The organism is Elusimicrobiota bacterium (assembly GCA_040757695.1).
Classification (GTDB): domain Bacteria; phylum Elusimicrobiota; class UBA8919; order UBA8919; family UBA8919; genus JBFLWK01.
In genome coordinates, this window is the sequence record JBFLWK010000046.1 from 1 (window position 1) to 17989 (window position 17989).

Annotated in this window: 9 protein-coding genes; 2 read left to right on the plus strand and 7 right to left on the minus strand. The window is 37.7% G+C overall.

Annotated features, from left to right (window positions below; all coding sequences use genetic code 11):
- Positions 1-46 precede the first annotated feature (46 nt).
- The 6 genes from AB1349_08625 to AB1349_08650 all read right to left on the minus strand — a co-directional run bounded on the left by AB1349_08625 (position 47) and on the right by AB1349_08650 (position 14725).
- Positions 47-1330: a hypothetical protein gene (locus AB1349_08625; GenBank protein ID MEW6557403.1), complete on the minus strand. Its 1284-nt coding sequence runs from the start codon at positions 1328-1330 to the stop codon at positions 47-49.
- A 107-nt stretch (positions 1331-1437) separates the two neighbouring features.
- A complete protein-coding gene (locus AB1349_08630) occupies positions 1438-2655 on the minus strand; it encodes a hypothetical protein (protein ID MEW6557404.1) in 1218 nt (405 codons plus the stop codon).
- 35 nt (positions 2656-2690) lie between these two features.
- Entirely contained in the window at positions 2691-3155 is a 465-nt protein-coding gene (locus AB1349_08635) for a hypothetical protein (GenBank protein ID MEW6557405.1), read from the minus strand.
- A gap of 10 nt (positions 3156-3165) precedes the next feature.
- Positions 3166-4161 carry a hypothetical protein gene (locus tag AB1349_08640; protein MEW6557406.1) on the minus strand — a complete coding sequence of 332 codons (996 nt, stop codon included), beginning with the start codon at positions 4159-4161 and terminating at the stop codon, positions 3166-3168.
- Between the two features lie 28 nt (positions 4162-4189).
- Positions 4190-9343 (minus strand): hypothetical protein, encoded by a 5154-nt coding sequence (locus AB1349_08645; protein ID MEW6557407.1) that lies wholly within the window; start codon positions 9341-9343, stop codon positions 4190-4192.
- Positions 9344-9523: 180 nt separating this feature from the next.
- Positions 9524-14725, minus strand: coding sequence for a carbohydrate binding domain-containing protein (locus AB1349_08650; protein ID MEW6557408.1), 5202 nt, complete (start codon positions 14723-14725; stop codon positions 9524-9526).
- Between the two features lie 180 nt (positions 14726-14905).
- Here AB1349_08650 and AB1349_08655 point away from each other — a divergent pair, with 180 nt between their 5' ends.
- Both AB1349_08655 and AB1349_08660 read left to right on the plus strand, forming a co-directional pair.
- Entirely contained in the window at positions 14906-16015 is a 1110-nt protein-coding gene (locus AB1349_08655) for an LptF/LptG family permease (GenBank protein ID MEW6557409.1), read from the plus strand.
- Positions 16015-17088 carry an LptF/LptG family permease gene (locus tag AB1349_08660; protein ID MEW6557410.1) on the plus strand — a complete coding sequence of 358 codons (1074 nt, stop codon included), beginning with the start codon at positions 16015-16017 and terminating at the stop codon, positions 17086-17088. The genes AB1349_08655 and AB1349_08660 overlap by 1 nt, the downstream gene beginning before the upstream one ends.
- A 152-nt stretch (positions 17089-17240) precedes the next feature.
- Here AB1349_08660 and AB1349_08665 read toward each other — a convergent pair.
- Positions 17241-17989: hypothetical protein (locus AB1349_08665; protein ID MEW6557411.1), on the minus strand; the 749-nt coding region annotated here is incomplete at its 5' end.

Below are 17989 nucleotides of genomic sequence, written 5' to 3' on the forward strand. Positions count from 1 at the left end.
AGTTCATATACAGCGTGACTTGCTCGTCTTAGCTCCACATATTACATTATACAAAATTTGGCAAAATTTGTCGGTCGCCTTCATCCCCGCAGCAAGCTGCGGGGTATTCGGCGACATTTAAATAAAAAATTATTTCTTTATTTGGATTTGATATTGGATGTATTACAGATGATTTATAGCCGACTGTATAGAAACGAATACTATCTTGGTATGTACGAGCTTGTATATTCCATGCGCCAATACTTACATAATCTTCCTTTTGCCAGTCAGGATTATCTCCAACCATTATTCGTAATCTCGTTTTGTCATAACCATAATTATCTCTAAATATTTCAATAGTATCAGTATTTTCGGTTTCATAACCAATATATATTTTTCCGCTCACCTTCACATTCCCTGCAGTATCTATTGTCATTGCAGGTGTTGAGAATGTTGTTCCTCCAGGAGTAGTAGATGGTGTAAATTCCAAACCACTCATAGTTCGCTGTTGTCCTATCAGCCAGTTAGTATGAGTCGCTCCACCTTGGCTATGAAAAAATATGCCATTGCTTCCGTCATAACTGATTAGAGATTGAGGAGTGCCATAATCACCCTTTACTGTAAGTTTATATCCAGGATTCGTTGTGCCTATACCAACATTGCCGTTTGAATTCAAAATTGTCATTCTCGTAGTTCCACCCGTTTGCAAATACAAATTTCCAGTGTCATAACTGCTGAAAGCATTGCCAATTGAATATACAGGTTTATTAAAAATAAAGTTAGGCCTATCAGTATAAATATGTGCCCAGCCAGGATTTGCAGGGCCAATGTCTATGTAACCATCAGAACCTGAAAATCTTGCCTTCCAACCATCTTTAACTACTTGAAGTTTGTATCCTGCAGGGTTAGTCGTGCCGATACCGACATTGCCATCATTTTTTATTACCAATGCTGGATTAGAAAATGTAAAATTGCCAACCGCTATTGATGGGGTTATCTCAAAACCTCTATCAACCGCTATCTGTCCGCCAATTCGCCAGTTCACCTGTCCCTCACTGCCACCACTTACATTAAATATCTGCCCACTTTGCCCTTTTATTTCTAACGATGAATGTGGCATCGTTGTCCCAATACCTACATTGCCAAGTATGTTCAGGCTGCCTAATTTTTTTTGGCTCGTTGCTGATGTATCAAGAAAATAACTTGAATCATAACCATCCAGTTTATCGCTGTCTGCTGCCTTCGCTGTTTTGTCAAGTTTGGTTGTATTCAATGTATTGGTATCTACTGATACTTCTGTATCTAATGCAGTTAACTGCCTCTGTATCGCTCCTGTATTTCTAAAACACATATCTTACTCCAACTGTCTACACTTGCTCATTTAGCTAAATGAGCAACTGACAAGATTATATCCCATACCTCACCCCAACCATCCCGCCGAGTTTGAAGGGTTATGACTTAATACTTATATGTTAGCCCTGCTAAATAATACCCTGCGGTGTAATTGTATTTGTAATACTGTTCATATTCCATATTAGAAATTACCTTTTGCCAGTTAAAAAGTGCATAGCCAGATAATCTTTTGTATATCGGTAAATCTGTTCTCACACTGATTGTATGTTTCTTCTGATTTATCTTGTCTTCACCATAGATACCGCTTACAGTTTGGAGTGGTCTGTTAAGATAATTTCTCAACGAGAACTCATATGATAAAGTTAAACCCATTAGATATGGCGAAAAATAAAATGTAAATGACGGTCCAATATTGTTTTCAAGATAATTATAATACCCGCCAATATACATCAACGTTGTTCGTTCCCAGTAGTTTTGGTTTGAATAGTTATAGGTGAAATCATAGTTTAAGCCCGACAATGTTTTTATTCGCATCTTTAGTAACTTAAATTCTTTTAATGGATAAGCCAAATTCAAACCTAAACTATTTATTAAATCATACCTGTTAGTTGAAGAATACCCGGTTGTTTCCAGCACTTTTTTCTGGTCGGTAAAATACTTGTAGGTAAAATTGTAGCCATACTCAATTGACATTTTCTTTAAGAACGGGCTTGCTCTTTTTATAAATAATTCATTCACCAAACAATCAAAGAGGTCCTTTCCCGGCTGATAGAATCCCATATATGATGCAAGTGATTCATAATTCGGAAAAATCAGCCAGTTAAATTCATAGCCAAGATTCATTTTAGAATTATCTCTTTTCTTCTCAAGTTCTATACCGCAATTCAATTTATGGAAATCGTACAGTCCTTCAAACCAATTCTCGTCTATTGTTTCTTTCAACAATTGCAGTTTATAGCCAATCTTTGGTTTTAATATCAAGCCCGATTTAAGTTTTTTCAACAGTATAAAAGAAACTATATTATTTAATTCGCCCTGATAAAGATAACCACCTTCTGCAAGTTGCTGTAATTGCTGCACACCTTGATACGAGCCACTATAACACGGCAGAAGAGCAGTATTATCGCTGAATCTTAAAGCTGGTATAAAATCAATATTAAAATTGCCAGTAAAAGAACCTGCATTCCCTTCAAAAAAATCACTACCACCACCCGCACTGATACTGATTAACGATTCCACATCCGGCTTTGCATATACACTGAACTGCAAAAATTTAATTATACTGCTAATAACCAAAAAATAAATAAATTTTCTTCTTCTCATTTCGGATACGATACTCCTTCAAAAATATTGGACGACTATTTCCCTTTCTTTATAGATACTCCTTCAAAAACTGTTTTGTTTGCCCTTGTTTCAAGATTATAAATATTTATTGTGGTTTTTTGTTCATCAACGGCAGTATAAAGAAGCGTGTTGTTATCTAGCCATTCTATTTGTTTCACTTTTGAATTAGACAACTTTTCTCTATTACTGCCATCAATGTTAATCAACCATAGTTCATCTTCTTGCAAACTGTATGCTACTTTTTTCTCATTAGGTGAAACAGAAAGACATGTTACAGTTCCAGATGATAATTCTATTTTTCCAGAACCATCTAAGTTCATTACAGTAATTACATCTGATGTTCGATCGTTGAATAAAATTTTTTGACTGTTGTTAAGAATTTCTACCTTGCCAACACCTGATACAAGTTCATATGCATTTAATCCAATAGACACCAATAATCCAATTAAACCTGCTACCATTACAATTTTTTTCGCCACAAATACCTCCTTAATTTTTGATACTGGGATAGTGAGAATCGCCAGGATAGTCAAGATAAAGGCTCGCCTCACCAGGCAAATTTTGGTAAAAATTAATAGGGTTTGCACCTTTTATCATAGGATTAGAATTGTAGTCGCAATCCACAATCAAATCTATTTTTCGTCCTTCAAATTCACTCGCGGTATAAATAACTTCTTTAACCCTAGAATTTTCTTTATTTTTTACCTGAGCATAGTAAGTTTCCCATTTTTGGAAAGTACCATCACCATATTTATTTGTCGTAATATCACCAGCGTATATTCCACCATGCCCATCTTGAAATTGTCCGCTAGGTTCAATAATATCAGGAATATCAGGAGGAAAAGACCTGACATAGACACTCTTTCTTTCATAATTCCCACCTGCAAAAGTCCAATTTAGATTCTCACTCCCTTTTTCTCTTGTATATCCTATTTTCTCTACACCGTTTACAATCTGTTTATATTCAGTAAATTTTAGGTAATAATCCATATATCCACCTTTGTTTATGTCCTTTATATAGTCAGTCCCATTTGAAACTATACCTTCTGCTTCTACAACATATGCACGAACATCTTCAGGATTAACAGCCCCCACATCGGTACGCCAATAGGAAACAAGGTCACCAATCCAACGGTATTGTATCTTCTCAATATTATCATATAGAGATAAATCTACATCACGGTTAAAAGTAAGCAATAATTCACCATAATTAAGTGTTTCTTGACGATAGGTGATAACTATCCCTCTCATCTGGTCAAAACGGGGTTGAAGTATGTATTCCTCATTTCTGAATCTCTGACCAAAAATATCAATACCCACTCCTGAATATTGTTTCTGGGCACTCCTTTCTTCACTTATCGCTTTCATTATCTGCCAGTGCTTTGCTTTTTCATTTTTCCATTCTGTCCAGAAATCCTCTCGCTCAAAAGCAAATAAATTCATACAGACAAAAGAAAGTAAAAAAACCGAAATATATTTGTTCATAAAATTTTCACCTCCTAAAAAATTTTTTTTATTCTTTCATTAACAACACACTTACCGTAAGAAAACTCTCAGAACTATCCTTTTCACCGTTCACATAATAATACGCTGTGACATAAACTTTATCACCAGAAGTGTAGCACTCAGTTATACTAATTGTAATTCCTTCTATATCTACATTTGGGCCTGTAGTTTTTGATCTTATTCTAAAACCTTTCACAAATGGGATTGCCTTATTGTATCCAGAAGCACCACCAACCTCCCCAGTCACACCATTATTGCCCGCCCCGCTCAAAGTAACATCCACAACCTTTATACTACCTCCACCACCATCACCTTTGTCATAAATAGACCCAGTAATTTTTCCGCTCACCTTCACATTCCCTGCAGTATCTATTGTCATTGCAGGTGTTGAGAATGTTGTTCCTCCAGGAGTAGTAGATGGTGTAAATTCCAAACCACTCATAGTTCGCTGTTGTCCAATCAGCCAGTTAGTATGCGATGGACTTCCTTGTGCATGAAAGAAAATGCCATTGCTTCCGTCATATGATATCAATGCTTGTGGTGTGCTGTAAGTACCGTTAACTACTGTTTTGCCAAATTGGATATTAAGTGTTCCTGTTTTAGACCATTGGTCAGTAAGATATAATGATTGCCCCGGCCCTGGTTCAATATACATTGAACCGGCCCCTCCTAAAAGTCCCCAAGTTCTTAATTGCGTTTGTGCATAGCCCGCATCGGCAGTTGTATATATTGCCCCTGACCCTCTTATATTCCCTTGAACATTTACATCACCGTTATTACCTAAAGATAATGTACTACGATAGGCTGTTCTATCAAAGAAATCTAAACTGCCTGTTGCTCCACCAGTAGGATATATTTCCCACTGATGACCGCCACTGTAATAGGTATTATCAGTATTTCTAAAAATAATCCGATTGCTTGCTGCATAATTCCCATCAACACAGATACTGCCATCTTTGATGTGCAGCTTCTCCTCTGGATTGGTTATCCCAATACCTACATTGCCAAGTATGTTCAAACCTCCTGATTTGGTCTGGGTAATTGCAGACGAATTAAGAAAATAACTTGAATCATACCCGTCAAGATTATCCGCATTATCTATTTTAGCCTCTAATGTTCCGTATATTTTTCCGTCAACAAATAAATTATTGGTAACCTGCAAAGAGCCGGATGAAATTGTTGTGTCGCCTGAAAATTCTAATCGCTGTCTGTTCCCATAACTAAAGATTTTGTTTCCCCAAACAGATAAATTTCCGCCCAAACTTAAATTGTTCGCACTCAAGTTCCCATAAATTTTAGTATCTCCGGAAAGGTTGACATTGGGCGATGTGTTTGAAAGTGTTAGCCGTGTGCCGCCTGTCCAATCACATATATCTCCACTAATTTTTACAGAACCTTCAACTATTCCGCCTAATTTTAACCGACCATCTATTTCAACAGGAGTATTGGCTGGAGAATAAATCCCTTGTTGACTCTCAAGTATCAGGTATCCTGTTGATTTAAGACATAATTGATTGTTCCCAATAATATATCCCGGCCGCGTCTTATCATCAAACCGGATCTCCATCGCATCCGGGAAGATGGTAGATGTGCCTATAATAACGGTTCTTTTACCGATAGATAGATTACCTAAAACTTTTGTATCATTTGCAAGTGTGATTTTGCCAGTAGATGTAGATGCAGAAATCACAGGTGCGGATGATGGGAGAATAAGTTGACCTGCAGTTTGAGGTGCTGTTGAGACCTTTACGAATTGTGTAGAGTCAAGCCCGTCTAATTTATCGCTGTCTGCTGCCTTTGCTGTTTTGTCAAGTTTGGTTGTATTCAATGTATTTGTATCTGCTGATACTTCTGTATCTAATGTAGTTAACTGCCTCTGTATCGCGCCTGTAGAAATCCGGCATACTGTATCCACACCACTCACATTTGTCAGCCCACTTCCATCTCCATAAAACTTTGTTGCAGATACATCACCGACTACTTCCAGTTTTCTACTCGGCTTCGTCGTCCCGATGCCGACGTTACCTTTTTTAAGGACGAGTCCAGAGTCCGAATAAAAAGCAGTTGGAGTAGCCATTAAACCAGTTGCACTGTTTTCTGTAAATTCAAGTGCAGAAGGTCCTTCTAATTCAATAACCACTGTTAAACTTCCTGAGACAGGCGGTGTTGTAAGTTGAGATAATCTTATTCTTAATTCTAATGGGCTGTATGAATTTACCCTGTAAACATCAAGTGTAAAATCATTGTCATTCGTTGGGCCGGTGTCATTCAGAGGAACAACAGTAACCCATCTGCCAATTGATGAATGCCAATTCACTGGAACAATATAGTATTTTGATACTATAAAATAACTTCCGGGATTACCTGTTATAGAAATTTTGGCGATATATGACTGTATCGCATTGATGGTGCCAAGTTCCACATATCCATTTAATACATTAGGAACCGGTCTTGTTAATACGTACTTTTTGGAATAACCTCCAACATCCAATTTTGCTTTTGGATTTGTTGTGCCAATTCCGACACTGCCGTCTGATTTGATATAAACTGCGTTATCACTTTTATAAGCGGAATTAAATCCACGAAGTCCTAACGCATTCCTGGCTGTTGTAGCATCAAGATTTGTTGAACCACCATCCCATTGCCTTCTTTCACTGTATGCTGTGTTCCAGTTTGTACCATTCCATCCAGATATTTTACTGCCACTTATCCCAGCACTTGTTGATATATCTGCGTCAACTATTGTTCCATGTGCTATCTTGGAAGTTGTCACAGAACCATCTGCTAAATCTGATGTTTTTATCTGCCCATCTACCACATTCGTTGAGTAAATAATGTTCTGTACAAGTTTGCCTGTTGTTATTGATTCAGCTTCTATCTCGCTTGTTCCAATGCTCTGTCCAAGTAGAGAGACGCTTGAATTTAGCCGTGCATTGTCAAGAGTGCCAGTAGTTATCTTTGAAGCATCTAACGATGGTATTTCTGCAGTGCCCCAAGTGCCTGTGTTAGAAATCTGGTCTTTTGTTATACCTGCGTTTGGTGAAATATCACTGCTGGTTATTGTGCCATTTTGTATTTTCGCAGATGTTACCGCAGAGTCCTTTATCGCATCGGTGTAGACGGTATTTACTGCTATTGAAGAAGTAACCACATTTGAAGGTAAATTCCCAGCTTGTAATTTTGTCAAAGCAAGATTTACAATATGTGTGGAATACACAACTGTTCCAGTGTCACCTCGTAAAAACTGTGTAGAGTCAAGATTATCAAGTTTGTCGCTGTCTGCTGCCTTTGCTGTTTTGTCAAGTTTCTTGGTATCAAGTGTGCCCGTTGATTTTCTACATTCTGTATCCACACCACTCACATTTGTCAGCCACCTTCCATCTCCATAAAACTTTGTTGCTGATACCTCGCCATTAACTTCCAATTTTCTACTCGGACTCGTCGTCCCTATGCCGACTTTACCATCGCTTTTTAGAAATATAACATTACTGCTTCCACCACTAGATTGAAGATAGACATTGCTTCCAAATAACGCCAAATCCTTGTATACAGTATTAGTTCTATCATATGAAGTAACACTTCCAAGATTTCCCCCAGCATAATATTTCAGTTCAACACCAACACCAGAGCTAGGCGTGGGATTGCTTGTCGCTCTGATAGTTCCATTTGTATCTAAAGTCGCCCCAGGACTCGTCGTCCCGATTCCAACCTTGCCAAGTATATTCAACCCATCAAGTTTAGTTTGTGTCTCCGCTGATGTGTTCAGAAAATATGCGGATGTATAACCACCGAGTTTGTCACTGTCTATTGCTTTTTCTGTTTTGCCGAGAAGCGTTGCTGTATCCTGTTGTAATCTATACACATCTGTCCTCAATGTTCCAGTATTTGTTTTAACAAAATTTAAGTCAGTTCGTAATACACCAGTAGATAACGCAACAGCATTCAGGTTGATTTGTAATACTCCTGTGGAAATTGCTATATTGCTAATATCAGTTCGTAATGGACCCGTGGAAAGGGCTACTTTGTTCAAATCGGCTCGCAGAGTGCCGGTGTCTATTTGGACAGAAATCAGGTCAGTTCTTAGAATGCCGGTTGATACTCCGATGCTAATTATATCGCCTTTCAATGAACCGGTAGATAATGCGACCTTGTTTATTTCACTTTTGAGTTGTCCAGTTGAAATAGCAACTGCGGTTAAATCCTGCCTTACAGTACCCGTGTCTATTTTAACATTATTCAGGTCTTCTGTCAATGTACCAGTGGAAACAGCGAGGTTATTTATTTGTTCCTGTATTGTCCCTGTAGATATTCGGCATTCTGCATCTTTTATATCTGCTAATTGTGAACCATCACCGATAAAACTTACTGCTTGAATGGTGCTTGTGGAAACTAATCCTGCAACTGTAAGTGTTTGTGTTGAAATCTGTCCACGGTCGGTTACTGTTTGGAATGTATCCTGTTCCTGCTTTAAGAATTTCCCTGATTTCTCTACTGCAGAAACTGCTTCGTTATCGGTGTAGCGAGTGTGGATATTGAGTTTAGTCTCTGAAATTCCTGCAGTTGGATGTATATCTTCATCTTTTATCGTCTGGTTTTTAATTTTTTCTGTTGTGATTGATTCATCATGCACCGTTTCTGCATTCTTTGCGTTAATTGCGTTAATTGAGTTTGTTGCGTTTGTTGCGTTTTCTGCTGTTATTGCTTTTTCTGCGGTCTTGGCGAACTCAGATACAAATGCGTAAGAAACACTGACCATTTTTTGTCTTGGCAGAAGCACTTCCTGATTCTGCGCGTCGGGATTTATTATGATTTGAAGAAAAATGTTTTCATTCTTAAAAATATCAGATGAAAGTGAACCGAATAAAATCTGACCTGAACCAATCTGATGTGAGAACAGACCAATAACATCAGGTAGAACGGTTGCATCCTCTTTATACAAAAGTGTGCCACCACCTTGTTCATCACCACCCAAATATATCTCAAACCTTACAGCTGTAGAGGTAGTAAGCGGTTGCTGGGTCTGTTTATTCAGAAGCCGTCCCTGAATGTTCATTCTCTTTGGTATTGCGTAAAGATTGCGAGAAAATACAAACGAAAAACTTAAAACCAGCCCACATACCATTTTTGCTAATCTGTTCCTTATAACCAGTCCTTTACGCAAAAATTTATTTTCTTAAAAACAAAAAGCCAAGTCGCTGAAATTTGATTATCGGAGCCGCAATCGTGAACTAAAAGTTCATGCCTACAAACTTCACCAAAATTTACCTATTATCTCTTAAGTAACCATTTTACTAAATAAAAAAGAAAAGTCAACCCCCAGCACCCTACCTTAATTAAAAATTTAGAATGTGATTGTAAGTGACGATGATATTTCCATAGAATAGTAATCTTCCTGTTTTCGTTTTCTGTTTTGGAAATATGAACCCGCTGAGCCGAGATTCATCCTTAAATTATCCGAAATGGTATAATCACCACTTATTGATACTGAGTAGGTATCGGTATTATTATTATCAACAACAGTGTCAATACTTCGTGCATATTTTAAACTACTAGACATGGTGAGCCTATTTTTGAGTTCAAGTTTTGCAGATGAGAATGGTATTTGCCAGGTGATTGGTTTAGAGACATCGTAATTTATACCGAGTGAACCGGTATGGCTAACCGAGTTTTTAGTTACTTTTGGAGTCCCGTCTATTTCATAATTTTTTTGCCAATCATATCGTGGTGTAAACCGCCAATCTTTCCATCGGTAACCCGTTTGAAATGCTGCAGATTGGGATGTCCCGTCGCCAGTAATTTTGTTTTGCTGGATATTTTTACTAAAACTTCTTGTGATTGAATACGAGGTAAAGCAGTCAAATTTTTTGATAAAGTTGAACCTGTAATCATACGAATTAGAGACAGATTGGTCAAATTTAGTTTTCTGTTTGAATGCGAAATCATCCGTTGTTCTTTTTGTATATCTTAGATTCACCTGTGTATCCGAGACATATTTTTCAACAAAGAAGAACTTTTCGGTTTCTGAGATACCTGCTGTTAAATCAGGCCAGTTTGTAGTAATCGTCTGGCTTTCAGTGCCAGTAGTATTAGTTCGTCGGTCTGTTCTTGAATATGCGGATGTTGTTGTAATGGAGTTCACAGGCGAGAATCTGCCTGGAAAATTTATGTAATCAAACGGCGAATATCGTGCATTCGCTCTGATAGTATCTGACAGTGTGAGTGATTTTTGTTTCCCGCTATAAATTTTATTCGGGATTGATTTTATATGCCATATTTCATCTCGGACAAAAAACTTGTTATATACATATTCTTCTTTGATTACATTCTCATATGAATCACCGTCGGCAATCTCATATGACGAATTTAGCGAAAGTGAGTTTAATGGTTTAAAATTAATGATATCGCGTGGTGTCAACGAGACAGATACGCTACCGCCTGAAGTTCGGTCAATCGTTTTTGTATTTGCCTCTGTCCGACCTGTTGTACCACTTGTAAGTGGCACAGTTGAGATTGTAAGGTTATATGTCTGGTTGATGTTTGAGCTCACAGATGCAGAAGGTTGAAACCACGCAAAAATTCGGAATGCTGTAGAAACGGCTGTGGACTGACTATCACTTTTTGGATATGCTGGTTTTTCAGTATCAGAGAGCCGTTTTTGTTCCCATGTCTCTGTAAATTTGTATGTAGGTTGCAGTGACAGATTAGAAAATGGCTTTATTCCAAACCAGTTCTCCAACCAGCCAAGTGGTGTGAACGATGTTCTGCCTGAATAATTATTAGTGTAGGTCAATAGATACCATGTGGTTGTCTGTTTAGTTAAATCCTCAAAATTTACTGGCTTTTCCTGTGGATATCCGCGGTATGCATCCGACCTTGAATATGTTCCTGAGAGGTCGTTAGGTGTTACATAAAGTTTTAACGGATTAGTGTAATCAAAGGTACCCTGATACGAATTAGTTTCATCACGCTGATATAACAGATTAGTTTCTGTGATTGATTTTGAGTATGTGGCTGACAATCGTGGCAGTAGCGGTATAGTGACAGAAGTTGCGGCATTACCTGATACTGAAATAACCTTACCTTCATCCAGAATAGAGACCAGTTTTGTTGGACCTGTTTGAACAGCGGACGGTGTAGTTGTTATTGATTTTGAGACGGCGGTATTTAGCGGGACTGCAATCCATCTTAAAAACGATGGTTTCAGCAACCATATTTGCGGCATATTAAAATAGCCTGACATTGTCTCACTATCCCGGTTAGCAATCTGGGTAGTAAGTGTTTGGAAATCGCGGTCTATATATTTATACGCTGCGCCAAACGACGCCCAATCAGGCACTGCAAAATCGGCATTCTCTCTATGTGCATAGCCAACAATTTTATACGGGTCATCAAGAAAGATTTCGTTAACCCATATTTCGCCATTTTCTATTTTCGTGCCAGTTAAATTTTTTACTATTATTTTGATTTGCGAGATATTTGTAAATACCGGATTCCCGACGGCGATAATCTGTCCTTCACCTGCATTACATATCAGTGTATCGGGTTTATTATCTTTATTTATATCTACCAGTTTAAGTATAATTTTTTTCCAGCCCGACCAGTTTGGAGTAATTGTATGTTCATAGTAAGCCGACTCGGCGCCGAACTGGATTGAGAATGTGGCACCTTTTGAATTATCAGCCCATAGAAAGTATGTTAGTTCTTTATGTTTTGAATAGTCAGCTGCGCGAGAAAATACCACTCTTGTCGTCGCAGTTGAGGTCGGTGAACTGTTTTCAAGCGTATATTTCAATTGAAGTGCCTGTTCTTTTTTATCGGCTAAATCACGGCTTTCAAGATTATACAGGTCTTTGTAGACAGATGGGAATGTTTTGTATAATGGTGTATAGTTAGTATTATCAACATTGTTAATTGCGGTTACGGTCATTTCACTGCTACCACCCCCTGTAATTGTTGGTTTTTCCCATTTATTACCGACGAGCGCTATATTTGAGAATTGCATAGTACGTGTTGTTGAATTACCGAGTGGCGATTTTACTGTTATACGAACCTGTTTTACTGCAATCCATTGTGAGACATCGCCTAATGGCACTATAAAATGTTTCCAGCCCGCCGTCCAGGAAATACTTTTATATGTAGTTCCGCTTTCATCTTTAAAACCGACTGTTCCGTCTGAATTTACAAAAGTCGCCATGCTGTAATTCCCGAGAATATTATCAGTCCGTCGCAAAACACCATCACCATCTAAATCTTCTGTATCAATTTTGCCGTTATTAGCGCCGATAATAGTAACAGAGCCGTCAGAATGATTAAACACGATACCAGTATCCTCATTCGGGTTCAAAACACCATCAGAGTTTTTATCTTCTGTATCCAAGACATCATCCTCATCTGCATCTTCATTCAGTGAGCCGAGCGAAACTGTAATTTCATCGTTAGAATTATCGCCATACATCCAGAATTCCAGAAACAGTTTTTTTGTATAATCCAGGCCAAGTTTAGAGATTGGATAAATTACTGACCCTTCTCGGGTTGAGTTAAGTTTGTATGTAATATTCAGCACCTGTTGTTTCGCATCTCGCTCGTTTTCAGGCACTGACGGGTTAATATCACCATTTTTTACCTCTACATTATTCCACGAAAACGTGCCGCTGGCAGTTACATCACCAGACAGATTTGCTGAATACTTCCAGCTTTCATCGTCGGTAGAAAATGTATCCGCCTGTTTTACACCTTCCATATTCTCAATTATAGCATTCCCAAAAGTATTCGGGTCTCTGATACTTCCAGCATACTCGCCTGAAAACGAGGGTTGGAATGGCAGGTGCTTGAACGAAGTCCGCGTATCAAATTCATATACTGCGATACTTTCAGGTGTTGAATGAATATCAGGCGAGGTTAGCGGTTTGGCTGGAAAATTATACAGGAATGTAGAGCCAACCGAAAAATTATTAAACGGCGCATATTCGCCGCGGACACCGACAACTGTCTGTTCCATCTGACCTGCAAATGGCGCCCATTCATATGTCACATCTATCAATGTAGTATCCGATATTTTTTCTTCATTCAAGAAGGTAATAAAACCGGAATCGTAATCTATAAAATAATCCGTATCTCTGTTGAGTGGTTTGCCATCCATCAGGATTTTTTCTGATTGCGGTACGATATTCGGTCTGATTAGATAGTTTTTTGTTCTATATCGGTATTCTGTATAAATTATATAATTTCGTGTTGGCGATGTCGCATATGTAGTTGGCGGGAATGGTGTGCTGGTTTTGACAAACCAGAAAGTGCCGGTTTCAAAATCTACTTCTATATTATCCGGATATTTAGCGATTTCAGGCGTATCTTTTCGTGCTAAATCCATTATTTTCAGTATAAAATTGCCTCTGTTATCATCTCTGATAATTTTTGTCTGACCTAATGAATAGTAATTTTTTAACTCGTATTGTTGTAGTGTTTCTGTTTCATCTTTTATCATCTTATACGATTGTGCTGGATTATCGTCTATAACTCTTGTGCCATCTTTTTTCTCATAGTCCACTGCAATCACATAATTCTGTGAAATAGATTTTCTGAATATAATTATCCCTTTCTCATAATCTATTGTGTAATCACTGCCGGGATACAAAAGGTCAAAAGTGCCTGACTCGGTTGAATTACTGATACCGTATTTTGATACGGTAATTGTAGAGGTAAGAATAGTATTGTTTGTAGCGATACGGTCGTCAACATAAATTTTTTCGCTACCAGCTTTTATTGGAATATGTGATGCATCCAGTGCAAGTTTATAGTATTTTCGTCTGAGATATGCGGTATCATTTATCTCTTTTTTTTCAAAAGTAGTCGCACCACGAAACCGTTTTGTTTCAGTTGTACCTTTTGTTCTGGAAAAAATACCCCATGCATTTGCTTTTTTATATTTTAACTTCGCCATTGCACCGAACGCTGCTTTACCGTAAGAAACAAACTCTGTTCCGGGTAGTGAGAGCGAGATATCGCCAAATGCGGCTTCCTGAACGAATTCATCCGGGTCGCCTTTATACACGATTGAAATATCCTTTTTGTTTTCTACAGTATCGTCGTAGTCCACATTTACACTGATTTTTCGTTTAACAGTTCCTTTAACGCGAACCTGGAGTTGCTGTGCAAGTTCAAACCCGCCTGCAGTCGGCTGGGTTCGTTTATCTTCGCGTGTATGCAGATATTTAGAGGTAGAAAATTTCATTCCGATAAACTTTCTGCCTGAAATCGCCAGTTTGGACTCATATGGTAGTTCAATCCCTTCTGCAAGTATCGCAGGCACAGTTGGTTCAGAAACAGCAGTTGTAGAACTTGCCTGGAACGATTCCGGCTTCGCTATCTCTATTGTTTCTTCCTGAAATGTTTTTTCCTGTTTCTGCTGACGGATTTCCTGCCAGTCATCAATATCAAATTCTTCTGCATAGAGACAGTGAGTAAGTGAGTAAGTGAGTAAGTGAGTAAGTAAAACCCACTTAATTGCTAAATCGCTAAATCGCTTAATTGCTGATTTGTTTTTCATTTTTATTATTTTACATTTTAATGAAAAACCTTGATTTTGTCAAGTACTTTTTGTATAATTACGAATAGAGGCACACGAATTAAATCCCGAATAACAGCACTGAATTTACCCGAATAATTATTGGGTTATATTCGGGTTGAACATTCGGGAGATATTCGTGATTGGTTATTAGTGATTTTTATGAAAATAATCTACCGCTACATTATAAAAGAATTTTTTCCGAAGTTTTTTGTTTCACTGCTGGTTTTTACTTTTATTCTGTTGATGGACCAGCTTTTTGACCTCACTGATTTGTTATTAAACAAAGGTGCGGGTTTATCAGATACATTATTACTTTTTTTGTATATCTTACCATCGCTTTTTATGTTCACAGTGCCAATGGCTATTCTGGCAGGAACACTGCTTTTATTCTGCCGACTTAACGATGACAACGAGATAACCGCAATTCGGACTGCTGGAATTTCAATAATATCTGTTATGAAACCGGTATTGATAGTTTCGTTTTTTTTGTCGTTGATTATGCTTTATTTTAATTCTACAGTAGCGCCGTCAGCAAACCATAAATTCAAACTGCTTTATTACCGTATACTTTACAAAAATCCGGTAATGCAGTTAGCGGAAAAAAGTTTTGTTCAACTCCAGAATTATGATATCTATGTTAAAAAAATTACAAATGACAATATCTTACACAATGTGCTTATTTACAAATGGGAGACAGATTTGCCAACAATCACTATTGCTGAAACTGCTGAAATGGCAATTGCAGAAGGGGGAGGTGGTGAAGGTGGGGGTGGTAGAGGTACTTTTTTTCGGCTTAATACAGGAACGACATTACAAGAAAATCTACAAAAAATTGGCGATTTCACGCTATGCAGTTTTGATAGTAATGACCTGATACTTCAAACATCTGAAAAAATGGATTTCCTTGACAGACGAGAAAGTGGCTGTAGAGAGTTGAACTCAAGCATGTTATTGAAAAAAGCAAAAACCGGACCGGCTTATCTAAAAAATTCTTATATTACCGAATACTATCTCAGGTATGCAATTGGCTGGGCAGGTATTATATTTGTAATTATCGCAGTTCCGCTTTCATTACTGCCTAAAAAACGGGCAAAAAGTTTTGGTATCGCTGTAACAGTTGGTTTAATTTTTGTTTATTATATTCTGTTGATTACAAGCACAACTTTGGGTGAGAAGGGCTTTATGAATCCGATATTCGCGGTTTGGCTACCTAATTTTGTCATCGGGCTTGTCGGGATTAAACTGACAACAAGCATCGCAAAAAAATAATGAAAATCGTTGATAGATATCTATTAAGAGCATTTCTGAAATCGTTACTTCTATCAGTTGTAATTTTCTTATTTATTATCTGTATAACATATATTTTTGACCGGATTAATATAATTTTTAAGTTCAACGCACCGCTTTCGTTATTTTTGCTTTCTTTATGGTATTCATTACCGAACTGGTTCGCACTTGTATTCCCAGTCGCAGGACTGTTGGCAGTACTGTTTTCACTCGGTGATTTAGCAAGAAATAACGAAATTACTGCATTAAGAACTTCAGGTTTGAGTATTTTACGGGTTTCAGTATCTGTAATTTTTACTGGATTATTTCTGACAATTTTTTTTGTTTTTTTTAATAATACAGTGCTGGTAAACTCAAATAAGCATTATACAAGAATCTGGAAGTACAAAATCAAAAAACAGAAACCTCAACTGGCTCAGGGCTACAATATCGTCCAGATTGAAAATGACAAAATTTTTTCTGCCAAAACGATAGACCCAAAAACTGAAAAAATAACAGGACTGATTCTGCTTGAACTTGATGCTAATATGAAGTTAACTGAAAAAATTGTTGCCAGAGAGGCATTCTGGAAAGAAGGCAATTTAGAACTTGTTGATGTAAGTTTTAGCCGGTTTAGTAATAACAGGTATTCTATAAAGAAGTTCAGAACAAAAAAGATACCGTTTGACAAGAAGCCATCTGAATTTCTAAATATAAAACGAAACCCAGATGAGATGACATATAACGAGTTAGCCCAACTGATAGTTAGATTAGACAAATCAGGTATTCCATCACATCAGGAACAAACCCACAAACACTCCAAACTGGCGAAACCATTCGCGATATTAGTAATGCTGCTTTTAGGAATACCGTTTGCGGTAAAGATGGCGAGAACTGCGAAAATATTCTCGTTTGCAGTCGCAATTTTTATTGGTTTTTTATACTGGGGTGCAGTATCTATCTCAATGGCGTTAGGAATGAGCCGAACTTTGAGCCCTGTTGTGTCCGCATGGTTTGCAAATATTTTATTTTTAGTGATTGCTGCAATTTTGATTTACAGAACAGAACGAATATAAAAATTATTAAGTTTTGCAAGCAAACTTCGTAACCACAGAGACGCGGAGAACACGGAGAACAAAATAGAGAGAGTTTGTTTCGTTGCTGTTTTTTCTGCGAACTCTGTGGTTTTCTCTGTGGTAAATTAACTTTTAGCGAAGTGTCAACGGTATCATTTTTTCTGCTGATACAACTGCCCCGCTTTATTGAAATGTTCTCGCATCAATTTCTTTTTTTCACTGTCATTTGTAGTCGCAGACCCTTGGTCTGCTCCCTTTGTTTCTATTGTGGCAATCTCGCCTTTAGGTTCTGCGTCTGTTCTGCGTTCAGTTTCTGCGTCTGTTCCGCGTTCCTTCCCAAAATAAAAATATAATGCCAAATTAGCTACCCACTCGGTTCCATCTATATCAAAATCATCAGATTTCAAACTGATAAATGTTGGTGAAAAATCAATTACGAAACTTAATTTTTTCAATATAAAATACTCGCCACCAAGAAACACAGAACCTTCATATCCCGTGCCTTTTGTGTCCAAAGTATCAAATGAAATATACCCGCCTTCTAATCCTGTAAATCCTGTCAATTTTCTGCTTGAATAATAATTCCAATATCCCCTACCCGCATAAACATTTATCCCTTCACCTGTTGCACATCTTATTTCACTGCCAAGCCGTCTTGAAAAATTGTATTTTAATCCGAGATACGGCCAGCCAAGACCAATACCCACTTCAGAATAAAGGCAGGTGATAAAGTAATAAAGTAATAAGGTAATAAGTAAAATAATTTTTTTCATCTTGTCATTGCGAGGCGTAGCCGAAGCAATCTCATCTGATTTGTCATTCCGTGCATCGTATGTCATTCCAGAATGGTTTTTTGGGACGCTGATTCTCGCAGAAATGTCTGGATACTTAAAATCCCGAT

What these genes read in the sequence shown, in the direction of transcription:
- AB1349_08625 (MEW6557403.1), bottom strand. Translation starts at nt 1,330, where the DNA reads ATGTGTTTTAGAAATACAGGAGCGATACAGAGGCAGTTAACTGCATTA.
- AB1349_08630 (MEW6557404.1), bottom strand. Translation starts at nt 2,655, where the DNA reads ATGAGAAGAAGAAAATTTATTTATTTTTTGGTTATTAGCAGTATAATT.
- AB1349_08640 (MEW6557406.1), bottom strand. Translation starts at nt 4,161, where the DNA reads ATGAACAAATATATTTCGGTTTTTTTACTTTCTTTTGTCTGTATGAAT.
- AB1349_08650 (MEW6557408.1), bottom strand. Translation starts at nt 14,725, where the DNA reads ATGAAAAACAAATCAGCAATTAAGCGATTTAGCGATTTAGCAATTAAG.
- AB1349_08655 (MEW6557409.1), top strand. Translation starts at nt 14,906, where the DNA reads ATGAAAATAATCTACCGCTACATTATAAAAGAATTTTTTCCGAAGTTT.
- AB1349_08660 (MEW6557410.1), top strand. Translation starts at nt 16,015, where the DNA reads ATGAAAATCGTTGATAGATATCTATTAAGAGCATTTCTGAAATCGTTA.